The organism is Streptomonospora arabica (genome assembly GCF_039531585.1).
GTDB lineage: Bacteria > Actinomycetota > Actinomycetes > Streptosporangiales > Streptosporangiaceae > Streptomonospora > Streptomonospora halophila.
On record NZ_BAAAQI010000021.1, the window covers coordinates 40,693 to 56,382 of the forward strand.

The following is a 15,690-nucleotide window of genomic DNA, read 5'->3' on the forward strand; positions in this document are numbered from 1 at the left end:
CGCAAGGGCGTCAGTCCTCCGTGGGCCTGCGCAGGTGCTGGATCCAGGCCGGGGGCAGGTTGGCCAGCACGCGCTCGGTGCCGACCCCGTAGCGGTTGACCCACTCCTCGACCACCCAGCCGGACCGCGCCTGGCGCAGGAAGTCCTCGCGAGGGGCGATGACCGCCTTGACCTGCTTGGTGTAGAGGTAGCCGAAGAGGGACAGGCGGCCGCCGGGGCGGAGCACGGAGAAGTAGTACTCCATGATCTCGCGGACCTCTTCGGCCGTGAAGTTGGCGAAGGGGAGCCCCGAGATGATGACGTCGTAGCTGACGTCCGGCCCCATGTCGGTGACCAGCTTCTGGTGCACCGTCGCGCTGTCGGCGATCCCGCTGAGATCGGGGTCGGAGGTGAGCTGCTCGGCCAGGCGGCCGGCGAACTCCGGGTTGGACTCGACCAGGTCGATGGTGTCGCCCGCGCGCATGTGCTGGGCGATCACCCGCGAGACGGCCCCTGTGCCTGCGCCCGCCTCCAGGATGGTCAGGGGGGCGGTGGGGTCCTCGCGTTCGTCGACGAACCGTGCCAGCGCGTGTCCGAGAGCGCGGCTGCTGGGAGCCACCGCCCCCGTCGCGCGAAAAGTGCGGACCGCTTGGCGGACGAAGAGCCCGGCGTCGCGGAGCCGCGAATCGATTCCGGTTGACTGCAGTGGTTTCTGTGGCGCTGCCATGCCTGAACGGTAGTGCTTATCACCGTAAGCCGCAGGTTAGCCGGTGGGCGTGTGTGGCGGCGGACACGCTGTGCAACGGACAGGATGGGACGCAGCGCCGGTCTCCGTGGACGCTCTCCGCGGCTGAGCGGGGCGAATGCGACTCGATCCGTATCCGGGGGTCGGTTGCGCGCACGTTCGGACGGGATCGGCGCGAAGCCGTCAGGCGGCCGCCGCTGCGGGTAGGGGCACGGCAGGGCCGCCGCCCCTGGAGCCCAGCGAATCCCGGGCCGCGCCGCCCGGTGGAGAGGAACAGACGTGAGCGAGACCGAGCCTTCGACCGAATCCGCGCGAACCGCTCCCCGCAGTCACTCGCGCCGCACCGCGCTCGTGACCGGCGCCTCTTCCGGCATCGGCGAGGAGTACGCCCGCCAACTGGCCCGCCGCGGCTACGACCTAGTCCTGGTCGCGCGCCGTGCCCAGCTCATCGAGGAGCTGGCCGACGACCTGGCCGAGCAGTGCGGAGTGTCCGCCGCCGCTCTGCCGGCCGACCTGTCCGACTCCGGCGACGTCGCCCGCCTGGAGGAGCGGCTGCGCGCCGACGGGACCGGCGATGCTGCGCCGATCGACCTGCTCGTCAACAACGCGGGCACGGGCGGGGGCGGCGAGTTCGTCCGCCAGGACCCCGACAGCGTCGACGCCATGCTCGACCTGAACATCCGCGCCGTCGTGCGGCTCGCCCGCGCGGTGCTGCCCGTGCAGATCGCGCGCCGCCGCCGCGCCGGGCTCGGGGAGGGCGACCTTCCGCGCATGGGCGTCATCAACGTCTCCTCGATGGCCGGAGAGCTGGCCGCCAACCCCGGCGGCGCGGTCTACGGTGCCACGAAGTCCTTCGTCCGGCTGTGGAGCGAGAGCGTGGCCCTGGAGGTCGCAGGGCACGGGGTGCACGTCAGCGCCGTGCTTCCCGGCTTCGTGCGCACCGAGATGACGCGCGGCGTCCAGCGGAGGAGCCTGCCCGACATCGCGTTCGTGGCCAAGGAGCGCATCGTCTCCGAGTCCCTGCGGGCCTGGGCCGCCGGCCGCACGTCGGTCGTGCCCGGTCAGCAGTACAAGACCGCCGACGGGCTGCTGCGGCTCATCCCGCGCAGCCTGTTCAAGACGTTCGCGCGCCGCAGCGCCTACCGGGAGGTCCAGCGCGAACTGGAGTGAGGCGGAGGCCGCGTCCGCCGCGTGCCGCGTCCGCCGCCTGCCGCGCGCACCGCGGGGCCGCCTTCACCCGCTGTTGGCCCGTGCGCAGTCACGAGCGGGGGCGGCGTGCGCCTAGGCTGGGAGGGCACGCCGCCTGAGGAAAGTGATCATGAAGACCTTCGATGAGCTGTTCACCGAGCTGTCCGAGAAGGCGCGCACGCGTCCCGAGGGCTCGGGCACGGTCGCGGCGCTGGACGCCGGCGTGCACGGCATCGGCAAGAAGGTCGTCGAAGAGGCCGCCGAGGTGTGGATGGCCGCCGAGTACGAGTCGGACGACGCCGCGGCCGAGGAGATCTCCCAGCTGCTCTACCACCTCCAGGTGCTGATGCTGGCCCGCGGGCTGCGCCTCGAAGACGTCTACCGGCATCTGTAGGCCGGTCCGGGCGGTACGCCATCCCCCGATCGGCCGACTCCGTGCCCCTGCTCGAAAGTCGATGCTCAACGAGGACACCCGCACCATGGCTGACCAGCTCCGAATCGCCGTGCCCAACAAGGGCCAGCTCGCCGAACCCGCCAGCGCCATGCTCCGCGAGGCCGGCTACCGCCAGCGCAAGGACTCCCGCGACCTCGTCATGGTCGACCCTGAGAACGACGCCGAGTTCTTCTTCCTGCGCCCCAAGGACATCGCCGTCTACGTCGGCGAGGGCATCCTGCAGGCCGGCATCACCGGCCGCGACATGCTGCTCGACTCCGGTGCACCGGTGGAGGAGGCGCTCGCCCTCGGCTTCGGCGGCTCCACCTTCCGCTTCGCCGCGCCGGGCGGCGCGGCGATGACGGTCGACGACCTCAAGGGCAAGCGGATCGCCACGTCCTTCGAGGGGCTGCTGGAGCAGTACCTCGAAGGGAAGGGGATCGAGGCGCGCGTCATCCACCTCGACGGCGCGGTCGAGAGCTCGATCCAGCTCGGCGTGGCCGACGCGGTCGCCGACGTCGTCTCGACCGGGACGACGCTGCGCAACGCCGGGCTGGAGCTGTTCGGCGATCCGATCCTGACCTCCGAAGGCGTGGTCATCCGCCCGCGCGGCGCCGCGGAGGACCCCAAGATCGAGCAGCTGCTGCGCCGGCTGCGGGGCGTGCTGGTGGCGCGCGACTACGTGATGATGGACTACGACGTCCACGCCGAGCAGCTCGACGACGCGGTGGCGCTGACTCCCGGCATGGAGGGGCCCACCGTCTCGCCGCTGCACCGCGAGGGGTGGGTGGCCGTGCGCGCGATGGTCCCCCGCTCGTCCGCCCAGCGGATCATGGACGACCTCTGGGAGCTCGGCGCCCGCGCGATCCTGGTCACCGACATCTACGCCTGCCGCCTGTAAGGAGGGCCGGCGGCCGACGTCCCCGGCCGCGGCCGATATCCCGCGTACCCGGCCCCTGCACCGTCCGCGTGAGTCCGGGTGAGTCCGCGGGCGGGCGCGCCCGCATCCCCCGGTTCGGACGCCCCCGCTCCGCCCGCGGTTCCCTCCGCTTCCGGTCACACACCTCCCATCTGCGTCCTCGCTCCGCGTCCGGTTCCGGACGGGCCGAAGCGCTCGCCGAGCGGCCCGGTCGCGCGCATCATGGAACCCGGATCACCTGTCCGGCCGCCGGTCCCGGTCCCGCTCCGCCCCCGCGGAGACCGTGTCCGCGGCCGGCGCGGCGAGCCGGCAGAGCACGACTTCATCGGTCCGCCTCCCCGAGGCCGTGGGCGGGACCGCTGACCGACCCCAGGTGGTGCCGTGGCGACCGAAGGCCTGATCGACCCGAGCGCGATTCCGATTCCGCAGGTCAAGCCCGAGGACCTGCGCACAGCCGCTTCGGCGCTCAGAACCGACGGCGGCGACATCTCCCAGTTCGGCCAGGACATCAAGTCCTCGTGGAAGGGCCTGGAGGGCATCTACACCGCCCCCGAGGACGACCTCCTCCTCTCGGCCATCGACCCGGTGGCGACCAAGGGCGACGAGGTGGACGAGGCGGTCGCCACGGCCGCCGACGCGCTGGAGACCTTCGCCGACGAAGCCGAGCGGATCAAGGGCAGGCTGCAGGGGCTGAAGGCCGACGCGGAGGCGTTCGTCGCCGACGTCGAGGACGACGACGACTGGCGCGAGGACGAGGGCAAGGTCAACGAGCACAACGGCATGAACGACGACGTGCTCGCCGCCCTCAACGAGTACATGGCCGCCGAGCGGGAATGCGCCAACAAGATCACGGCGCTGTTCGGCGGCACCGCGTTCGTGGCCGCGGCACCGGGCGAGGAGGGGTCGCTCGGCCCCGACGAGCAGGCCCACGGCTACACCGAGGTCCCCGAGGGCGTGGAGACCCCGTGGGCGAAGCCGCAGGAGTACGACGCGCCCTGGTACGAGGACGCCTGGAACGGCGTGAAGGACTTCGGCGTCGGCATCGTCGAGGACCTCGGCGCTATGGCGGGGTTCTACGGTGAGAACGGCTGGGAAGGCCTCAACGACTGGGGCACGTGGTGGGACAACCTCAAGACCAACTGGGGCGACACCCTCGCCGGCCTGGGCAGCCTGGTCGGGCTCTACGGCGAGGACGGCTGGGGCGTCAGCTCGTGGAGCGAGTGGGGCGGCAACCTCGGCAACGGCTGGAAGGAGTTCGCCCACGCGATCGTGCCCTGGCGTGAATGGGGCGACCGGCCGGGCTACGTGATCACGCAGAGCGTTCTCAACATCGGCAGCATGGCGGTGGGCGGCGTCGGGATCGTCAAGGCCCTGGCCAAGGGGGCGCGCAAGGTCGGCGGCGACGGCTCGGACGGCTCCAACGGCGATTCCGACGGCTCTCGGCAGGACGTCGACATGGAGGGGTTCCAGCAGGTCGGCGACCGTCCCGGGAACACCCAGGCCCTGCAGGACAGGTTGGACGGCGTCGGCGTCGACGAGAGCCGGATGGATGGCATCGACGACGCGCTGGACGAGGCCAGGGGCTTCGAGTCCCAGCCGGCCCCCGTCGGCGGCGGCGACCCGATCGACACCGGCGGCGACGCGCCCGGTGGCGGCGGAGGCGGTTCGGGCGGCGGCTCGGGCGGCGACTCCACGCCCGACGGCGACGGCGTGCCCGACGGCGAATCCCGCGCGCCCGAGGATCCGGCCGACACCGAACCGGCGGGCGACGCCGACTCCGACCCGTCCGAGGACGCCCCCTCGACACCCCAGCGCCCGCGCCTGGGCGGAAGCGAGGGGCCGCCGCTCGACGGTGACGCCGACGCGGAACCCGACGGCTCCGACTCCCCGCCTCCCGACGACTCCCCTCGACCCGACCCGCAACCGGACCCGCCGCTCGATGAGACGTACCAGCCTCCGGGGGGAGACCGCAGCAAGGGGTTCCTCGGAACCAGCACCGGCGACATGTACCGGGTGGGCTGGACGGACGACAACGGCTACTACCACGACGGCCAGGGCAACACCTATGTGGAGCCCCCCGACTCCCTGGATGCGCTGCGCAGATACCAGGAGATCCGCGGCACCGACGGCGACACCGCGCAGATCGCCGACAACACCGGCTTCGACCGGTCGGTCCTCGACCGCATCAAGGAGCACCTGTTCACCCGCGAGCACGTGATCGCCACCGACCCCGGACAGCACCGGTCCGGGCTGTTCAGCCCCGTCGACCACGTCGGCACCCTCTGGCAGAAGGCCGCTTCGGGGGAGCTGTCGCCTCGCGAGGCGGTGCGGTTCCGCAGGCTGATGATCCACGAAGGTGTGGAGAGTGCGCTGATGGAGCGCGACATCCCCTACCGTTCGACCCATCCCGGCTACTACGACGACGGACGCCCGAACGCCGGTCCCCACCACTTCGGCGCCCACGACCTGGCTCCGGGCGAGAACGGGAACATGTGGGCGGTGACGGATAGGATCGGCGTCCGGCGGCCGGACTTCGAGATCAGCGAGGACCTGTCGAACCTCGACCAGCTTGTCGACCACGTGCTGCGGGAGATCGGCCATGAGTGACACCGTCGGCGCACTCGCGGAGCGGATCGCGGGGTTCACGTTCGTGGAGGACCCGCGCAAGCAGCGGTCGCAGATCGCGCTGTTCGAGGAGTACCTCCGCCGCTCCGCGCTGTGGTTCCGCGCCGTTCCCGGGGCGGCATGGCCGTTCGGCGACCTCGCCGCCGCCCTGGCCCCGTCCGTGCGCGCGGACGACGCGCTGGTACGGCGGGTGGACGAGGCGCTCCCGCTCGACCAGTCGAAGGAGGTCGTCGACTCCTGCCTGAACGCGTTGCACTTCGAGGCGCTCAAGGCGTCCGCGGCGCAGCTGCCCGACCTCCCCGCTCCATACGAGCCCCTGCTGTTGATGTACGAGCGGGGCAACGGCGTCCACACCACCCAGATCTACTTCCAGATCGGGGCGTCGGGCGTGCGGAAGGGGCCGCCGGAGGACTTCGCCTCCACCGCGCCTCTGCCGTCGCTGGACTCGACGACCCTCGACGCGATCGACGCGCGCGCGTCCTGACGGGGCGGCCCGCCGGCTAGGGCGGCTCGCGGCGAGGTGGGTAGGATCCGACTCGGCGGCCGGGGCGGATCCTCCGACCCCGGGAGCAGCCGACGCCGAGGAGGACCGGTGGACCGCGCAACGGCACCGCCCGCGGGCTTCGGGCCCGAACCGGCGGTCGTCGAACGCACCGTCGGGGCCACCGGCGGGGAGCTGGTGCTGCGGCGCTCCGGGGACCACTTCGAGATCATCAGCAACGGGGTGTTCCTGATGGACACCCGCGACGGCGCGTCCGAGCGGGAGATGGTGCGGGCCTGCCTTGCGGCGCTGCCCGACGGCGGCCGCGGCGCACCGGGCGCGCGGGTGCTGATCGCCGGTCTGGGCGTGGGCTTCTCGGTCCGCGAGGCGCTGGACGACCCGCGCGTGGAGCGTGTACGGGTGGTCGAGCTGGAACCCGCGGTCGTCGAATGGCACCGCGGCCCGCTGGGCGACGCCGCGGGCGGTGTCCTCGCCGATCCGCGGTGCGCGGTGGTCTGCGCCGACTTCGGCGCGTGGCTCGCCGCTGCCGCCGAGGAGGCCGAAGACGCCGGGCCCTGGGTCGACGTGGTCTGCCTGGACACCGACAACGGGCCGGACTGGACAGTGGTCGAGGGCAACGGTCGGCTGTACGAGCCCGCCGCGCTCGAGCGGCTGCGGAGGCTGCTCCGGCCGGGCGGCGCCGTGGCCTTCTGGAGCGCCATGCGCGCGCCGGACTTCGCCGGACTGCTGGAACGCGAGTTCGGCGCGGTCGAGACCATCGAGGTCCCCGCACGGGCGGGGGAGCCCGACGTGGTCTATCTCGCGCGGACGGGGCCCGCGCCCGCGGCCTGACCATACGACGAAGGAGGCGCACCCGTACGGGTACGCCCCCTGGCACGGCGTGCGTTCACTCGGCCGGTGCCTCGCCGTCGGCCTGCTGCTTCTCGATCTCCTTGCGGACCTCTTCCATGTCGAGCTCGCGGGCCTGGCGGATGAGGTCTTCCAGGCTCTCCTTCGGCAGCGCGCCCGGCTGGGCGTAGATCACGGTCTTGTCCCGGACCACCATCAGCGTGGGGATGGACTGGATGTCGAAGCTGGCGGCCAACTCCTGCTGGTCCTCGGTGTCGACCTTGGCGAAGAGCAGGTCGTCGTGCTTCTCCGAGGCCTCTTCGTAGACCGGGGCGAACTGCTTGCACGGTCCGCACCAGGACGCCCAGAAGTCGATGAGAACGAACTCGTTCTCCGTCAGGGTCTCGTTGAAGTTGTCCTTGGTGAGTTCTTTCGTGGCCACGAAGTCTCCTGCTGACGGGTCGGTTACGTGCTGCCTCGTAGAGCGGTCGTGCCCGCTGTTTTGTTCCACAAGCCTCGCCGTGGCCACAGATCAGGGCACACCCGCGGTGTCGAGCCTCCAGGGCCCGGGGGCGACGCTATGCCCTCCCCTTGCCGGCCGTCATATCGGCGGCCGGGCCCGGCGCCGCGTGTTGCCCGCTACCCGCGAAGGTCCGCCCGTTCACCCTCGCAGATCCCTACAAAACACCGGTTCAATACCGGTTTGGGAGGAATATGCCGAGGTCACTAGGGTCATTGCGACAGGATGATCGGAACGGCACCGGCCGCCCGGAGGGCGGTCGCCGACGGAAGGGCGGGAATGGCCGCGGGTAGAGACCCCTCGGGCGAGGGGGAGGCGGGTTCGAGCGGAGGGCGTTCCGGCGGTTCGCGGGGCGCCGAACCGGACTACCGCTTCACGCTGGCCAACGAGCGCACCTTCCTGGCCTGGATCCGCACGGCCCTCGCGCTCATCGCCGGGGCGGTGGCCGTGCTGCACCTGGTCCCGCTGGACTGGCACTCCGGAGTGAAGCTGGCGGTCGGGTTCGCGCTCACCGGCCTGGCCGTCGTGATCACCGTCTACGCGCCGCTGCGCTGGCTGCACGTGCAGAAGGCGATGCGCCGCGACCAGCCGCTGCCCATGAGCGCACTGCCCGTGCTGACCGCGGTCGGGGTCGCCCTGGTCTGTGCGGTCGTGCTGTTCGGGAACTACTGGTCGTGAGCGCACCTTCCGAGGGCGGCTCCGGAACCGGGCCCCGACCGCCCCGACCGCCGCGGCCCGAGCGCGAGCCGCGCTCCGCCGGCCTGCAGGCCGAGCGCACGCTGCTCGCCTGGCAGCGGACCGTGATCGTGGTCATCGTCGTGGCGATGCTCTACCTGCGCGACCCGCTGGAACCGGGCGGAGCGCAGCACGGCGGCGACCCGCTGTACCGGCTGTTCCCTGTCCTGGGCGTGCTGGCGGCACTGGGTGTGCTCATCGTGCACCTGCGCCGGCGCTGGCGCGCCACGGAGCACGGGCTGCACGACGACCGGACCGGCCGCCCGCCCGCGCCGGTGGCCCGGCCGTGGGCGCTGGTGCTGGTCAGCGCCTCCTCCTGCCTTCTGGCGATCGCGGTCGCCGTGGGTGGTCTGGTGGCGTGACGCGCGTGCCCGCTCACGGTGGGCGCCCCGGGGCCGGACAGCGGGAATCCGGCCCTTCGCCCAGCAGGATCGGGATCAGCGCCCGGGAATCAGGACGCCAGGGCGGCGTGCGCGGCCGGTGAGCCCGCCCGCTTGTCGTCGAGGACGGATGTGACGATGTCGTCGAGCCTCCACCGGGGCTCGTAGTCGATCAGGCCCGCAGCCAGCGAGGTGTCGGGCATGCGCCGCCGCATGTCCTCGTAGCCTTCGCCGTAGGCCTCCTCGTAGGGCACGTGGCGCACCGCGCTGTCCGATCCGGTGAGATCGATCACCCGCTGGGCGAGTTCGGAGATGGAGACCTCCTCCTTGCCGCCGAGGTTCACGGCGCGGTTGTAGGCGGCGGGGGTCTCCAGCAGGCGCACCATTGCCGGAACGACGTCGAAGACCGAGCCGAAGCACCGGCGCTGGGTTCCCTCGCCGTAGACGGTGACCGGCTCGCCGGCCAGCGCCTGGTCGACGAACCGCGGCACGACCATGCCGTAGCGGCCCGTCTGGCGGGGCCCGACGATGTTGAAGAACCTCGTGATGACGCAGGGCAGGCCCGAGGCTCCGCCGTGGACGTAGGCGACGAGCTCGTCGAGCCCCTTGGCGGCGGCGTAGGACCATCGGCTCTTCAGGGGCGAGCCGAGGATCCTGTCCGCGTCCTCGGTGAGTCCTTCGGCGTCGTTCTTGCCGTAGACCTCGCTCGTGGAGGCGACGAGGTAGCGTGCCCGCCGCCGGACGGCGGCCTCGACGACGTTCTCGGTGCCGTGCAGGTTGGTGCGCAGCGACTCCAGCGGCTTGTCCACAATGGTGTGCACACCCACCGCCGCGGCCAGGTGGAAGACGGTGTCGCCGGCGGCGACGACATCGTCCACGAGCACTTCGTCCAGCACCGAGCCTTTCACCAGCTCGAAGTCGGGGTGCCCGCTGAGCTGCTCCAGGTTGGACTCGGAACCGGTCGACAAGTCGTCCAGGGCCACGACCTGGTGCCCCTCGGCGATCAGGTGGTCGCACAGGTGCGACCCGATGAATCCGGCTCCGCCGGTCACAACGGCTTTCAAGGTGCCTCCCCCTCTATCAGGGTCTGGGATACGCGGTATTCCGTGTGGCGGGGGCGGTGCCGGCCGGAGGACGTACTCAGGCCAGCATGCGTGTCGCGTGATAGCCCTCTGCGAACGCAACCCCGCCCTGCATCCCGCGCAGCACGGCCAGGCTCTGCAGAGTGAGCTCTGACCGCGTGTGCGGGTGATCGTGGAACTGGCTGCCGTACAGGCGCATTGCGGCGATCTTCGCTTCGATCGCGGCCTCGTCGAGCTCGACCAGCATGTTCGGTGCGGGCGCCGGCTCCTGGCGCCACTGGTCGGCGGCCTCCTCGTAGGAGAGCACGAGGCAGGGGTGGTGGCGCCGCCGCGCGTCGGACGGACGCAGCGCGGTGTGCACCGCTTCGGCCGCGACCTGGTGGTCCTGGTTGTAGCTGAGGCGGTGCGGCGCGAGCACCGCGGTGGGCCGGACCGACGTGACGGAGATCGGGCTCTGCCGCTCGATGATGTTGGCGACCTCGAAGCGCGGGAGGGTGTCGAGCCGCAGGTGGTAGTCGTCGCCGGGGAACGCGATGTGCCAGTCGTCCCAGCGGTAGTGGTCGGCCACCTCCTTGATCTCGCCTACGCGCTCGCTCGCAGTGGAGAACCCCTTGTCGGAGACGTCGGCGGTGTCGCCGACGGTCAGGAACTGCACGTACACCTCGGCGCCGGCGGACTTGGCTTTGTGGAGAAGCCCGCCGCAGCCCAGGACTTCGTCGTCGGGGTGCGGGGCGATGACCAGGAGGCGCTGCTGGGACCAGTCGAACATGATGCGGCGTCCTTCGCGGGGGGATCCGGATGGTGCGCGGGTAGCGCGGGCCGACGCGTCTGCGGACGGCAGCGGGTGTGTCGCGAGGCGCAGACCGGCGGTCTGGTTCGGCTGTGCTGGGATGCTCCGCCGAGTCGGGAGCCGAAGGCCCGGTGCCCGGCCGGCGCGGCCGGAGCCGGCCGTGCGCGGGCGGTCAGCCGCCCGAGTCCCGGGCTCGGGTGCTCCGTAGCGCGCGCAGCGCGGCGGCCGGGCCGACGTTGGCGAGCAGGTCGAGCGCGGCCATCCGAGGAAGGAAGTCCTCCTCGGCCCGGTTGTGCTGCGGATACCGGGGGTGCCGGAAGCGCTGCCACTCCACCGCGATTCCGTAGCGGCGGAAGACCTCGGTGTCGATGTAGTCGCGCGCGCCCTCGCCCGAGAGCATCGTGGTGGCGCCGACCTTGGCCGCGAGCTGGGCGAGCAGCTCGCTCTTCTGGCCGGGGAACTCGCCGAGCTCGCTTGCGCGCACCACCGGGGTCGCGACGCCGAAACCGTCGAGGGCGTCGCGCATCGTGGCCAGGGCGAGGTCGGCCAGACTGTTCCAATCCCGGTCGTAGACGCCGAGAAAGCGCTCGCGGAGCTCTGCCCAGAACGGAGCCCCGCGGTAGCAGTGTTCCTCCAGCGTCCTGCGGTGTTTTTCGCGCCAGGTACGGGAGTTGTCGAGCTCTTTGTCCAGGATTCGTTCGTCGCGGTTGCGTTGTATTACCGGAACGGTCAGTAGGACGGGACCGCTCTTCGTGGCGACGTAGTTACGGTTTTGCCAGCCGCGGCGCTCGTATTGAACATGATCAAGTACGACAAAGAGGTCGCTCCGGTCTGCCTTGTCGATGAGTCCCAACCACGGCAGATAATGCGGCTGGTGCATGGCGACGCGCACTGCGGTTCCTCTCCGAGGCGGCTGGGGCACGTGGAGTGCTGGTGACCAGCACGGATTCCGCGGCGTCGGCCCTGCTCACGGATGCTGGGCCGGTCCGGTCATGGGTGTGGGTCGGAAGACTGATATCGACTGATTCGAGCGTGCAGAATTACGAAGAATCTACGGACATCGGGCGTGCTGCCGTCGGCCGCGCGGGCCACGGCTACCTAAGGTATTGCATCAACGGGCACCCCCGACCGCAAGTACATACATAGGATTCGTGTGGCCTAGATAGGACGCGCGACCAGGTGAACTTCTCGCCTCCTGGGAGCGTCAACTTATCGCCGGTTCTTGCGCCGACATCGGTCGAACCTCTCGAACCTCGCCAGGAGGACAACCCGTGCGTACGGCACGTTTCATCGGAAGTTGGCTCGCCGGGGCGATCGCCCTCGCGCTCGCCGTGACGCTCTTCGTACAGTGGCTCAGGTTCGCGCTCGACTCCGCGGCCGAGACCACCCCGCTACCGCTCCTGCTCGGCATGGCGTTCGGCGTCAACCTGTTCGTGTGGAGCCTGGTGGGCGTCGCGCGCCTGGGCGACGACTCCGCGCGGTCGGTGCGCGAGCGGCGCGTCGCCGCGGCCCGGCGCCGGGCCCTCGCCGCCGGCGGCGGCGCCGAGGCCGCCGCCCCGGTCGGTGCCGCGGAGGCGGACGGCGACCGGGTGCTGGTGCGCTCGCGTGCCGCGGCGCCCGGCGCAGACGCCGGCACGGTGCCGGTCGCTCCGGGACCCGACGACACGGCGCCCACCGCCGCGCAGCCGGTTCCCGCGAGTGCGGCGCCGGCGGACCCGGCCGCCCGCGGCCCCGAGGCCCCCGAGCGGCTCGACCTGGCGGTGGTCATTCCCGCCCACAACGAGGAGCCGGTGATCGACGGCGCCATCACCTCGGCGCTGCGCCTGTTCAACCGCTGGGACATCTACGTGGTCTCCGACAGCTCGCACGACGCCACCGCCGACATCGCCGCCGAGACCGGAGTCAACGTCCTCGAACTGCTGACCAACCGCGGCAAGGCCGGCGCGATCGAGGCGGTCATCGAGGAGTTCGAGCTGGCCGAGAACTACGCCGGGGTGGTGATCCTCGACGCCGACACCGAACTCGACAGCGGCTACGTCGAGGGCGCCCGCCGCCAGCTCGGCGATCCCTCCGTCGCCGCCGTGGCGGGCTTCGTGGTCGCCGAGTGGAAGCCCAAGGAGCGCACCATCACCGGCCGGACCATCTCGGCCTACCGCGACCGCCTCTACTGGCTGCTGCAGTACCTGCTGCGCTTCGGCCAGACCTGGCGGCACACCAGCACCTCGTTCATCGTCCCCGGCTTCGCCAGCGTGTACCGCACAAGCGCGCTGAAGAGCATCGACATCAACCCCAAGGGCCTGGTGATCGAGGACTTCAACATGACCTTCGAGGTGCACCACAAGCGCCTCGGGCGGATCTCGATGCGGCCCGACACCAAGGCCTACTGCCAGGACCCGTTCACCCTGGGCGACTACGTCAAGCAGGTGCGGCGCTGGACCCTGGGGTTCTGGCAGACGGTGCGCCGGCACGGCGTGTGGCCCAGCCTGTTCTGGTTCGCGCTGTTCTTCTACATCCTGGAGGTGGTGGTCGTCTCGGTGCTGCTGCTGGCCACCGCCGCGCTGGGCCTTTTCACGCTCGTCCCGCTGGCCACCGGCGGCGCGGTGCTGGACGTGGACGCCTATGCGACGGGGTACGCCGCCGTCACCTCGGTGCTGCCGCTCACCACGATCCTGATCGGGCTGTTCGTGCCCGACTACATCCTGACCTGCGTGCTGGCGACCGTCCGGCGCCGGCCCAGCTACCTGGTCTACGGGGTGTTCTTCCTGCCGATGCGGCTCCTCGACGCCTACCTCACCCTGCGCACCGTTCCCCAGGCGTGGACCACCCGGTCCGACGGCCGCTGGCAGAGCCCCACCCGCGCGTCGGGGCGGCTGTAGGCGAGCGCTGCGACCTGCGCGTCCGCGCCCCGGTGACGGGCGGCACCGGTGTGCGGCGACCCGCATCCGGGGTGCCCGCGGCGGCGATTAGGCTCGGTTCAGGTCCCTACCGCGGTCAGGCTCCGCAGGGACCGGAACCACAGAAAGTCCAGCGCGGCCGCGGGCCCCGCGGCCGCTCGCGCGGCGCCCTCCGGGTCGCCGTCCGCCGCCGACAGCACGAGGTGCCCCGTGGAGAAGAAGCGTCTGTCGTTCGTCCTGTACCGCGTCCTGGCCTATGTGACGGGTGTCCTGCTTCTGCTGCTCACGTTCGTTGCGATGCCGGCCAAGTACCTCATCGGCGAGACCGCGCGCTTCTCGCTGGCCGCAGCGCCCGCGGGGGCCGAGAGCCTGTTCGGTGACGAGTCGGTGCTGATGCCGCTCGTGGCCATCCCGCACGGCTACGTCTACATGGCCTACGTTCTCGTCGTGCTGTGGCTGGCTCTGGACCGGCGCTGGAGCGCCCCGCGGACGGTGGGGGTGGCCCTGGCCGGGACGATCCCCTTCGCCGGGCTTATCATCGAGCACCGGCTGGCGGCAGCGGAGAAGGCGGGTTCCGGCGGGGCCGCGCCGTCGGCGGACGGGCGCGGCGCCGGTCAGGTCCGCGCCACCGATTCCTGATCGCCGCCGCCCGCGTCGGCGGAGGGCGCCCCGCCGCCTCCCGGCTCCGGCCGCCCGTTCTCGCCCTCAGGCCCCTCCTGGCCGCCCTGTCCGCTTGCTGAGCCGCTTTCCCGCAGCTCACGGCGCATGAGTGACAGCCAGAAGACGACCACCGCGCTGCCGAAGACCCCCCACTGCGCGGCGTAGCTCACATTGCGCCAGTTCCACACGATGCCCTTGGGCGGCTCCGGCGGCGGAATCTGCCGCAGCCCCGGGCCGGAACCGGCGGCCGCGTCGGCGGGCCGCTGCTCGCCGAGGATGATGTAGCCCTCGTAGAGCCGGTAGGGCCATTCGTTGACCAGTAGCGAGGGCGCGATCCGGGCCACGTGGCCCTCGGGCGTGTCGACGGGGATGTATCCGTCCTCGGCCTTGTCCGGGGGCTGCAGCCATCCCGTCACCGAGACCTCGCCCTCGGGCACGTCGGCCGGCCGGTCCGCGGAGTCGGCGGCGCTTTCGGGTATCCACCCGCGGCTGACGGCGACGGCGGTGTCCTCGCCGGTGACCAGCGGCACGACGACGTAGTAGCCCTTCTCCCCCTCAGGGGAGAGCGCCGGCGCCAGTCGCTGCCGCTCGGGCGCGTAGACGCCGGTGACCCGCACCGCCTGGTTGCCCTCGTCCTCGGACATGTAGGCGCCCGGCTGCAACACGCTCTCCAGCGGTCGGGCCCGGGACAGCCGCTCGATAGGGCTGTCCACGACCTCGCGCGAAGGCTCCTGGGCTCGCTCGAACTGCCAGTACCCCGCGCCGAGGCATACGGCCACGGCGAGCAGGGCCAGCAGATGGGTGCCGAGCCAGCGGGGTTTGACCAAGTCGGAGCGCACGACCCCAGGCTATGTCCGCCTTGCGGCGGACTCGCTGCGCCCCCGGAACAGCGCCGACTTGACCTTGGGCGCCGTGCCTTGGTTCGCGGGTTGAGTGGAGATGGAGATTACTTTAAGTAGTTCACTGTGACAGAGGGTTGTTACGGCAGGTCATCATCGGTAGTCTGTGGAACAGAGCGAGAGGCGAAGCCGATCGGCGCCGCTCTCCCGCCACAACATAGAGCTTTCAAGGTCGCGACTCCAGGGGGGAGGAGTCGGCGACCGTTCCCAAGGCGAGGGCCGCATCCGTGATTTTGAGGGGGGACACGGAGGCGGCCCTCGCGTCATGCTGTGTGCCGGTTCACCCGGGCTCAGGCACGGAGGCCCGGAGGGCCTGAGGTGCTGCAGCACTGAAGCCGTGAGGCGCCGAGGCTGCCCGGCCCCCGCTGCCGGCAGCCCGGTCGCCGGCGCCGCGGCGGGCTCCGACCCCTGCCTCCCGCAGCGGCGGGCGCCGGCGGGTCCCGCATCTCCTGGGAGTCGGCCCCGCTCCACGGCGGATGCGCGCCTGTGTCCCCGCCCGCGCACACGGGCG

General features: G+C 71.5%; 16 protein-coding genes. 10 read left to right on the plus strand and 6 right to left on the minus strand.

The window, feature by feature from the left end; all coding sequences use genetic code 11:
* Window positions 1–10: 10 nt before the first annotated feature.
* Complete coding sequence (locus ABD284_RS23095; RefSeq protein ID WP_344147552.1) at window positions 11–706, minus strand: class I SAM-dependent methyltransferase; 696 nt, start codon at window positions 704–706, stop codon at window positions 11–13.
* A 297-nt stretch (window positions 707–1,003) separates the two neighbouring features.
* Between ABD284_RS23095 and ABD284_RS23100 the strand changes: the two genes are divergently transcribed.
* From ABD284_RS23100 to ABD284_RS23125, 6 genes are all read left to right on the plus strand, one after another.
* Window positions 1,004–1,894: an SDR family NAD(P)-dependent oxidoreductase gene (locus ABD284_RS23100; RefSeq protein WP_344147555.1), complete on the plus strand. Its 891-nt coding sequence runs from the start codon at window positions 1,004–1,006 to the stop codon at window positions 1,892–1,894.
* Window positions 1,895–2,042: 148 nt separating this feature from the next.
* The gene (locus tag ABD284_RS23105) at window positions 2,043–2,306 is read left to right on the plus strand and encodes a phosphoribosyl-ATP diphosphatase (RefSeq protein WP_425573292.1); all 264 of its coding nucleotides are present in this window, start codon (window positions 2,043–2,045) and stop codon (window positions 2,304–2,306) included.
* An 85-nt stretch (window positions 2,307–2,391) separates the two neighbouring features.
* Entirely contained in the window at window positions 2,392–3,246 is an 855-nt protein-coding gene (hisG, locus tag ABD284_RS23110; protein ID WP_344147561.1) for an ATP phosphoribosyltransferase, read from the plus strand.
* 399 nt (window positions 3,247–3,645) lie between these two features.
* Window positions 3,646–5,871, plus strand: a complete 2,226-nt coding sequence (locus tag ABD284_RS23115) for a hypothetical protein (RefSeq protein ID WP_344147564.1) — start codon at window positions 3,646–3,648, stop codon at window positions 5,869–5,871.
* On the plus strand, window positions 5,864–6,373 hold the full coding sequence (locus ABD284_RS23120) for a hypothetical protein (RefSeq protein WP_344147566.1): 510 nt from the start codon (window positions 5,864–5,866) through the stop codon (window positions 6,371–6,373). Before ABD284_RS23115 ends, ABD284_RS23120 begins: the two co-directional genes overlap by 8 nt.
* A gap of 108 nt (window positions 6,374–6,481) precedes the next feature.
* Window positions 6,482–7,222 carry a spermine/spermidine synthase domain-containing protein gene (locus ABD284_RS23125; protein ID WP_344147569.1) on the plus strand — a complete coding sequence of 247 codons (741 nt, stop codon included), beginning with the start codon at window positions 6,482–6,484 and terminating at the stop codon, window positions 7,220–7,222.
* A gap of 55 nt (window positions 7,223–7,277) precedes the next feature.
* Here ABD284_RS23125 and trxA read toward each other — a convergent pair whose 3' ends face one another.
* The gene (trxA, locus tag ABD284_RS23130; protein ID WP_344147572.1) at window positions 7,278–7,661 is read right to left on the minus strand and encodes a thioredoxin; all 384 of its coding nucleotides are present in this window, start codon (window positions 7,659–7,661) and stop codon (window positions 7,278–7,280) included.
* A gap of 357 nt (window positions 7,662–8,018) precedes the next feature.
* Here trxA and ABD284_RS23135 point away from each other — a divergent pair, with 357 nt between their 5' ends.
* Window positions 8,019–8,417 (plus strand): YidH family protein, encoded by a 399-nt coding sequence (locus tag ABD284_RS23135; protein WP_344147575.1) that lies wholly within the window; start codon window positions 8,019–8,021, stop codon window positions 8,415–8,417.
* The gene (locus ABD284_RS23140) at window positions 8,414–8,836 is read left to right on the plus strand and encodes a DUF202 domain-containing protein (RefSeq protein ID WP_344147578.1); all 423 of its coding nucleotides are present in this window, start codon (window positions 8,414–8,416) and stop codon (window positions 8,834–8,836) included. Before ABD284_RS23135 ends, ABD284_RS23140 begins: the two co-directional genes overlap by 4 nt.
* Before the next feature lie 89 nt (window positions 8,837–8,925).
* On the opposite strand, the gene ABD284_RS23145 is transcribed toward ABD284_RS23140, so the two are convergent.
* From ABD284_RS23145 to ABD284_RS23155, 3 genes are all read right to left on the minus strand, one after another.
* A complete protein-coding gene (locus tag ABD284_RS23145) occupies window positions 8,926–9,918 on the minus strand; it encodes an NAD-dependent epimerase/dehydratase family protein (protein WP_344147581.1) in 993 nt (330 codons plus the stop codon).
* A 76-nt stretch (window positions 9,919–9,994) separates the two neighbouring features.
* Complete coding sequence (locus ABD284_RS23150) at window positions 9,995–10,708, minus strand: PIG-L deacetylase family protein (RefSeq protein WP_344147659.1); 714 nt, start codon at window positions 10,706–10,708, stop codon at window positions 9,995–9,997.
* Window positions 10,709–10,898: 190 nt separating this feature from the next.
* Window positions 10,899–11,618, minus strand: a complete 720-nt coding sequence (locus ABD284_RS23155; protein WP_344147584.1) for a WbqC family protein — start codon at window positions 11,616–11,618, stop codon at window positions 10,899–10,901.
* Window positions 11,619–11,997: 379 nt separating this feature from the next.
* On the opposite strand from ABD284_RS23155, the gene ABD284_RS23160 reads away from it, so the two are divergent.
* On the plus strand, window positions 11,998–13,602 hold the full coding sequence (locus tag ABD284_RS23160) for a glycosyltransferase family 2 protein (RefSeq protein WP_344147587.1): 1,605 nt from the start codon (window positions 11,998–12,000) through the stop codon (window positions 13,600–13,602).
* Between the two features lie 228 nt (window positions 13,603–13,830).
* Entirely contained in the window at window positions 13,831–14,259 is a 429-nt protein-coding gene (locus ABD284_RS23165; RefSeq protein WP_344147590.1) for a DUF3817 domain-containing protein, read from the plus strand.
* Here the strand turns inward: ABD284_RS23165 and ABD284_RS23170 are convergent.
* Window positions 14,235–15,119, minus strand: a complete 885-nt coding sequence (locus tag ABD284_RS23170) for an SURF1 family protein (protein WP_344147593.1) — start codon at window positions 15,117–15,119, stop codon at window positions 14,235–14,237. The two genes, ABD284_RS23165 and ABD284_RS23170, sit on opposite strands and share 25 nt — an antisense overlap.
* Window positions 15,120–15,690 lie beyond the last annotated feature (571 nt).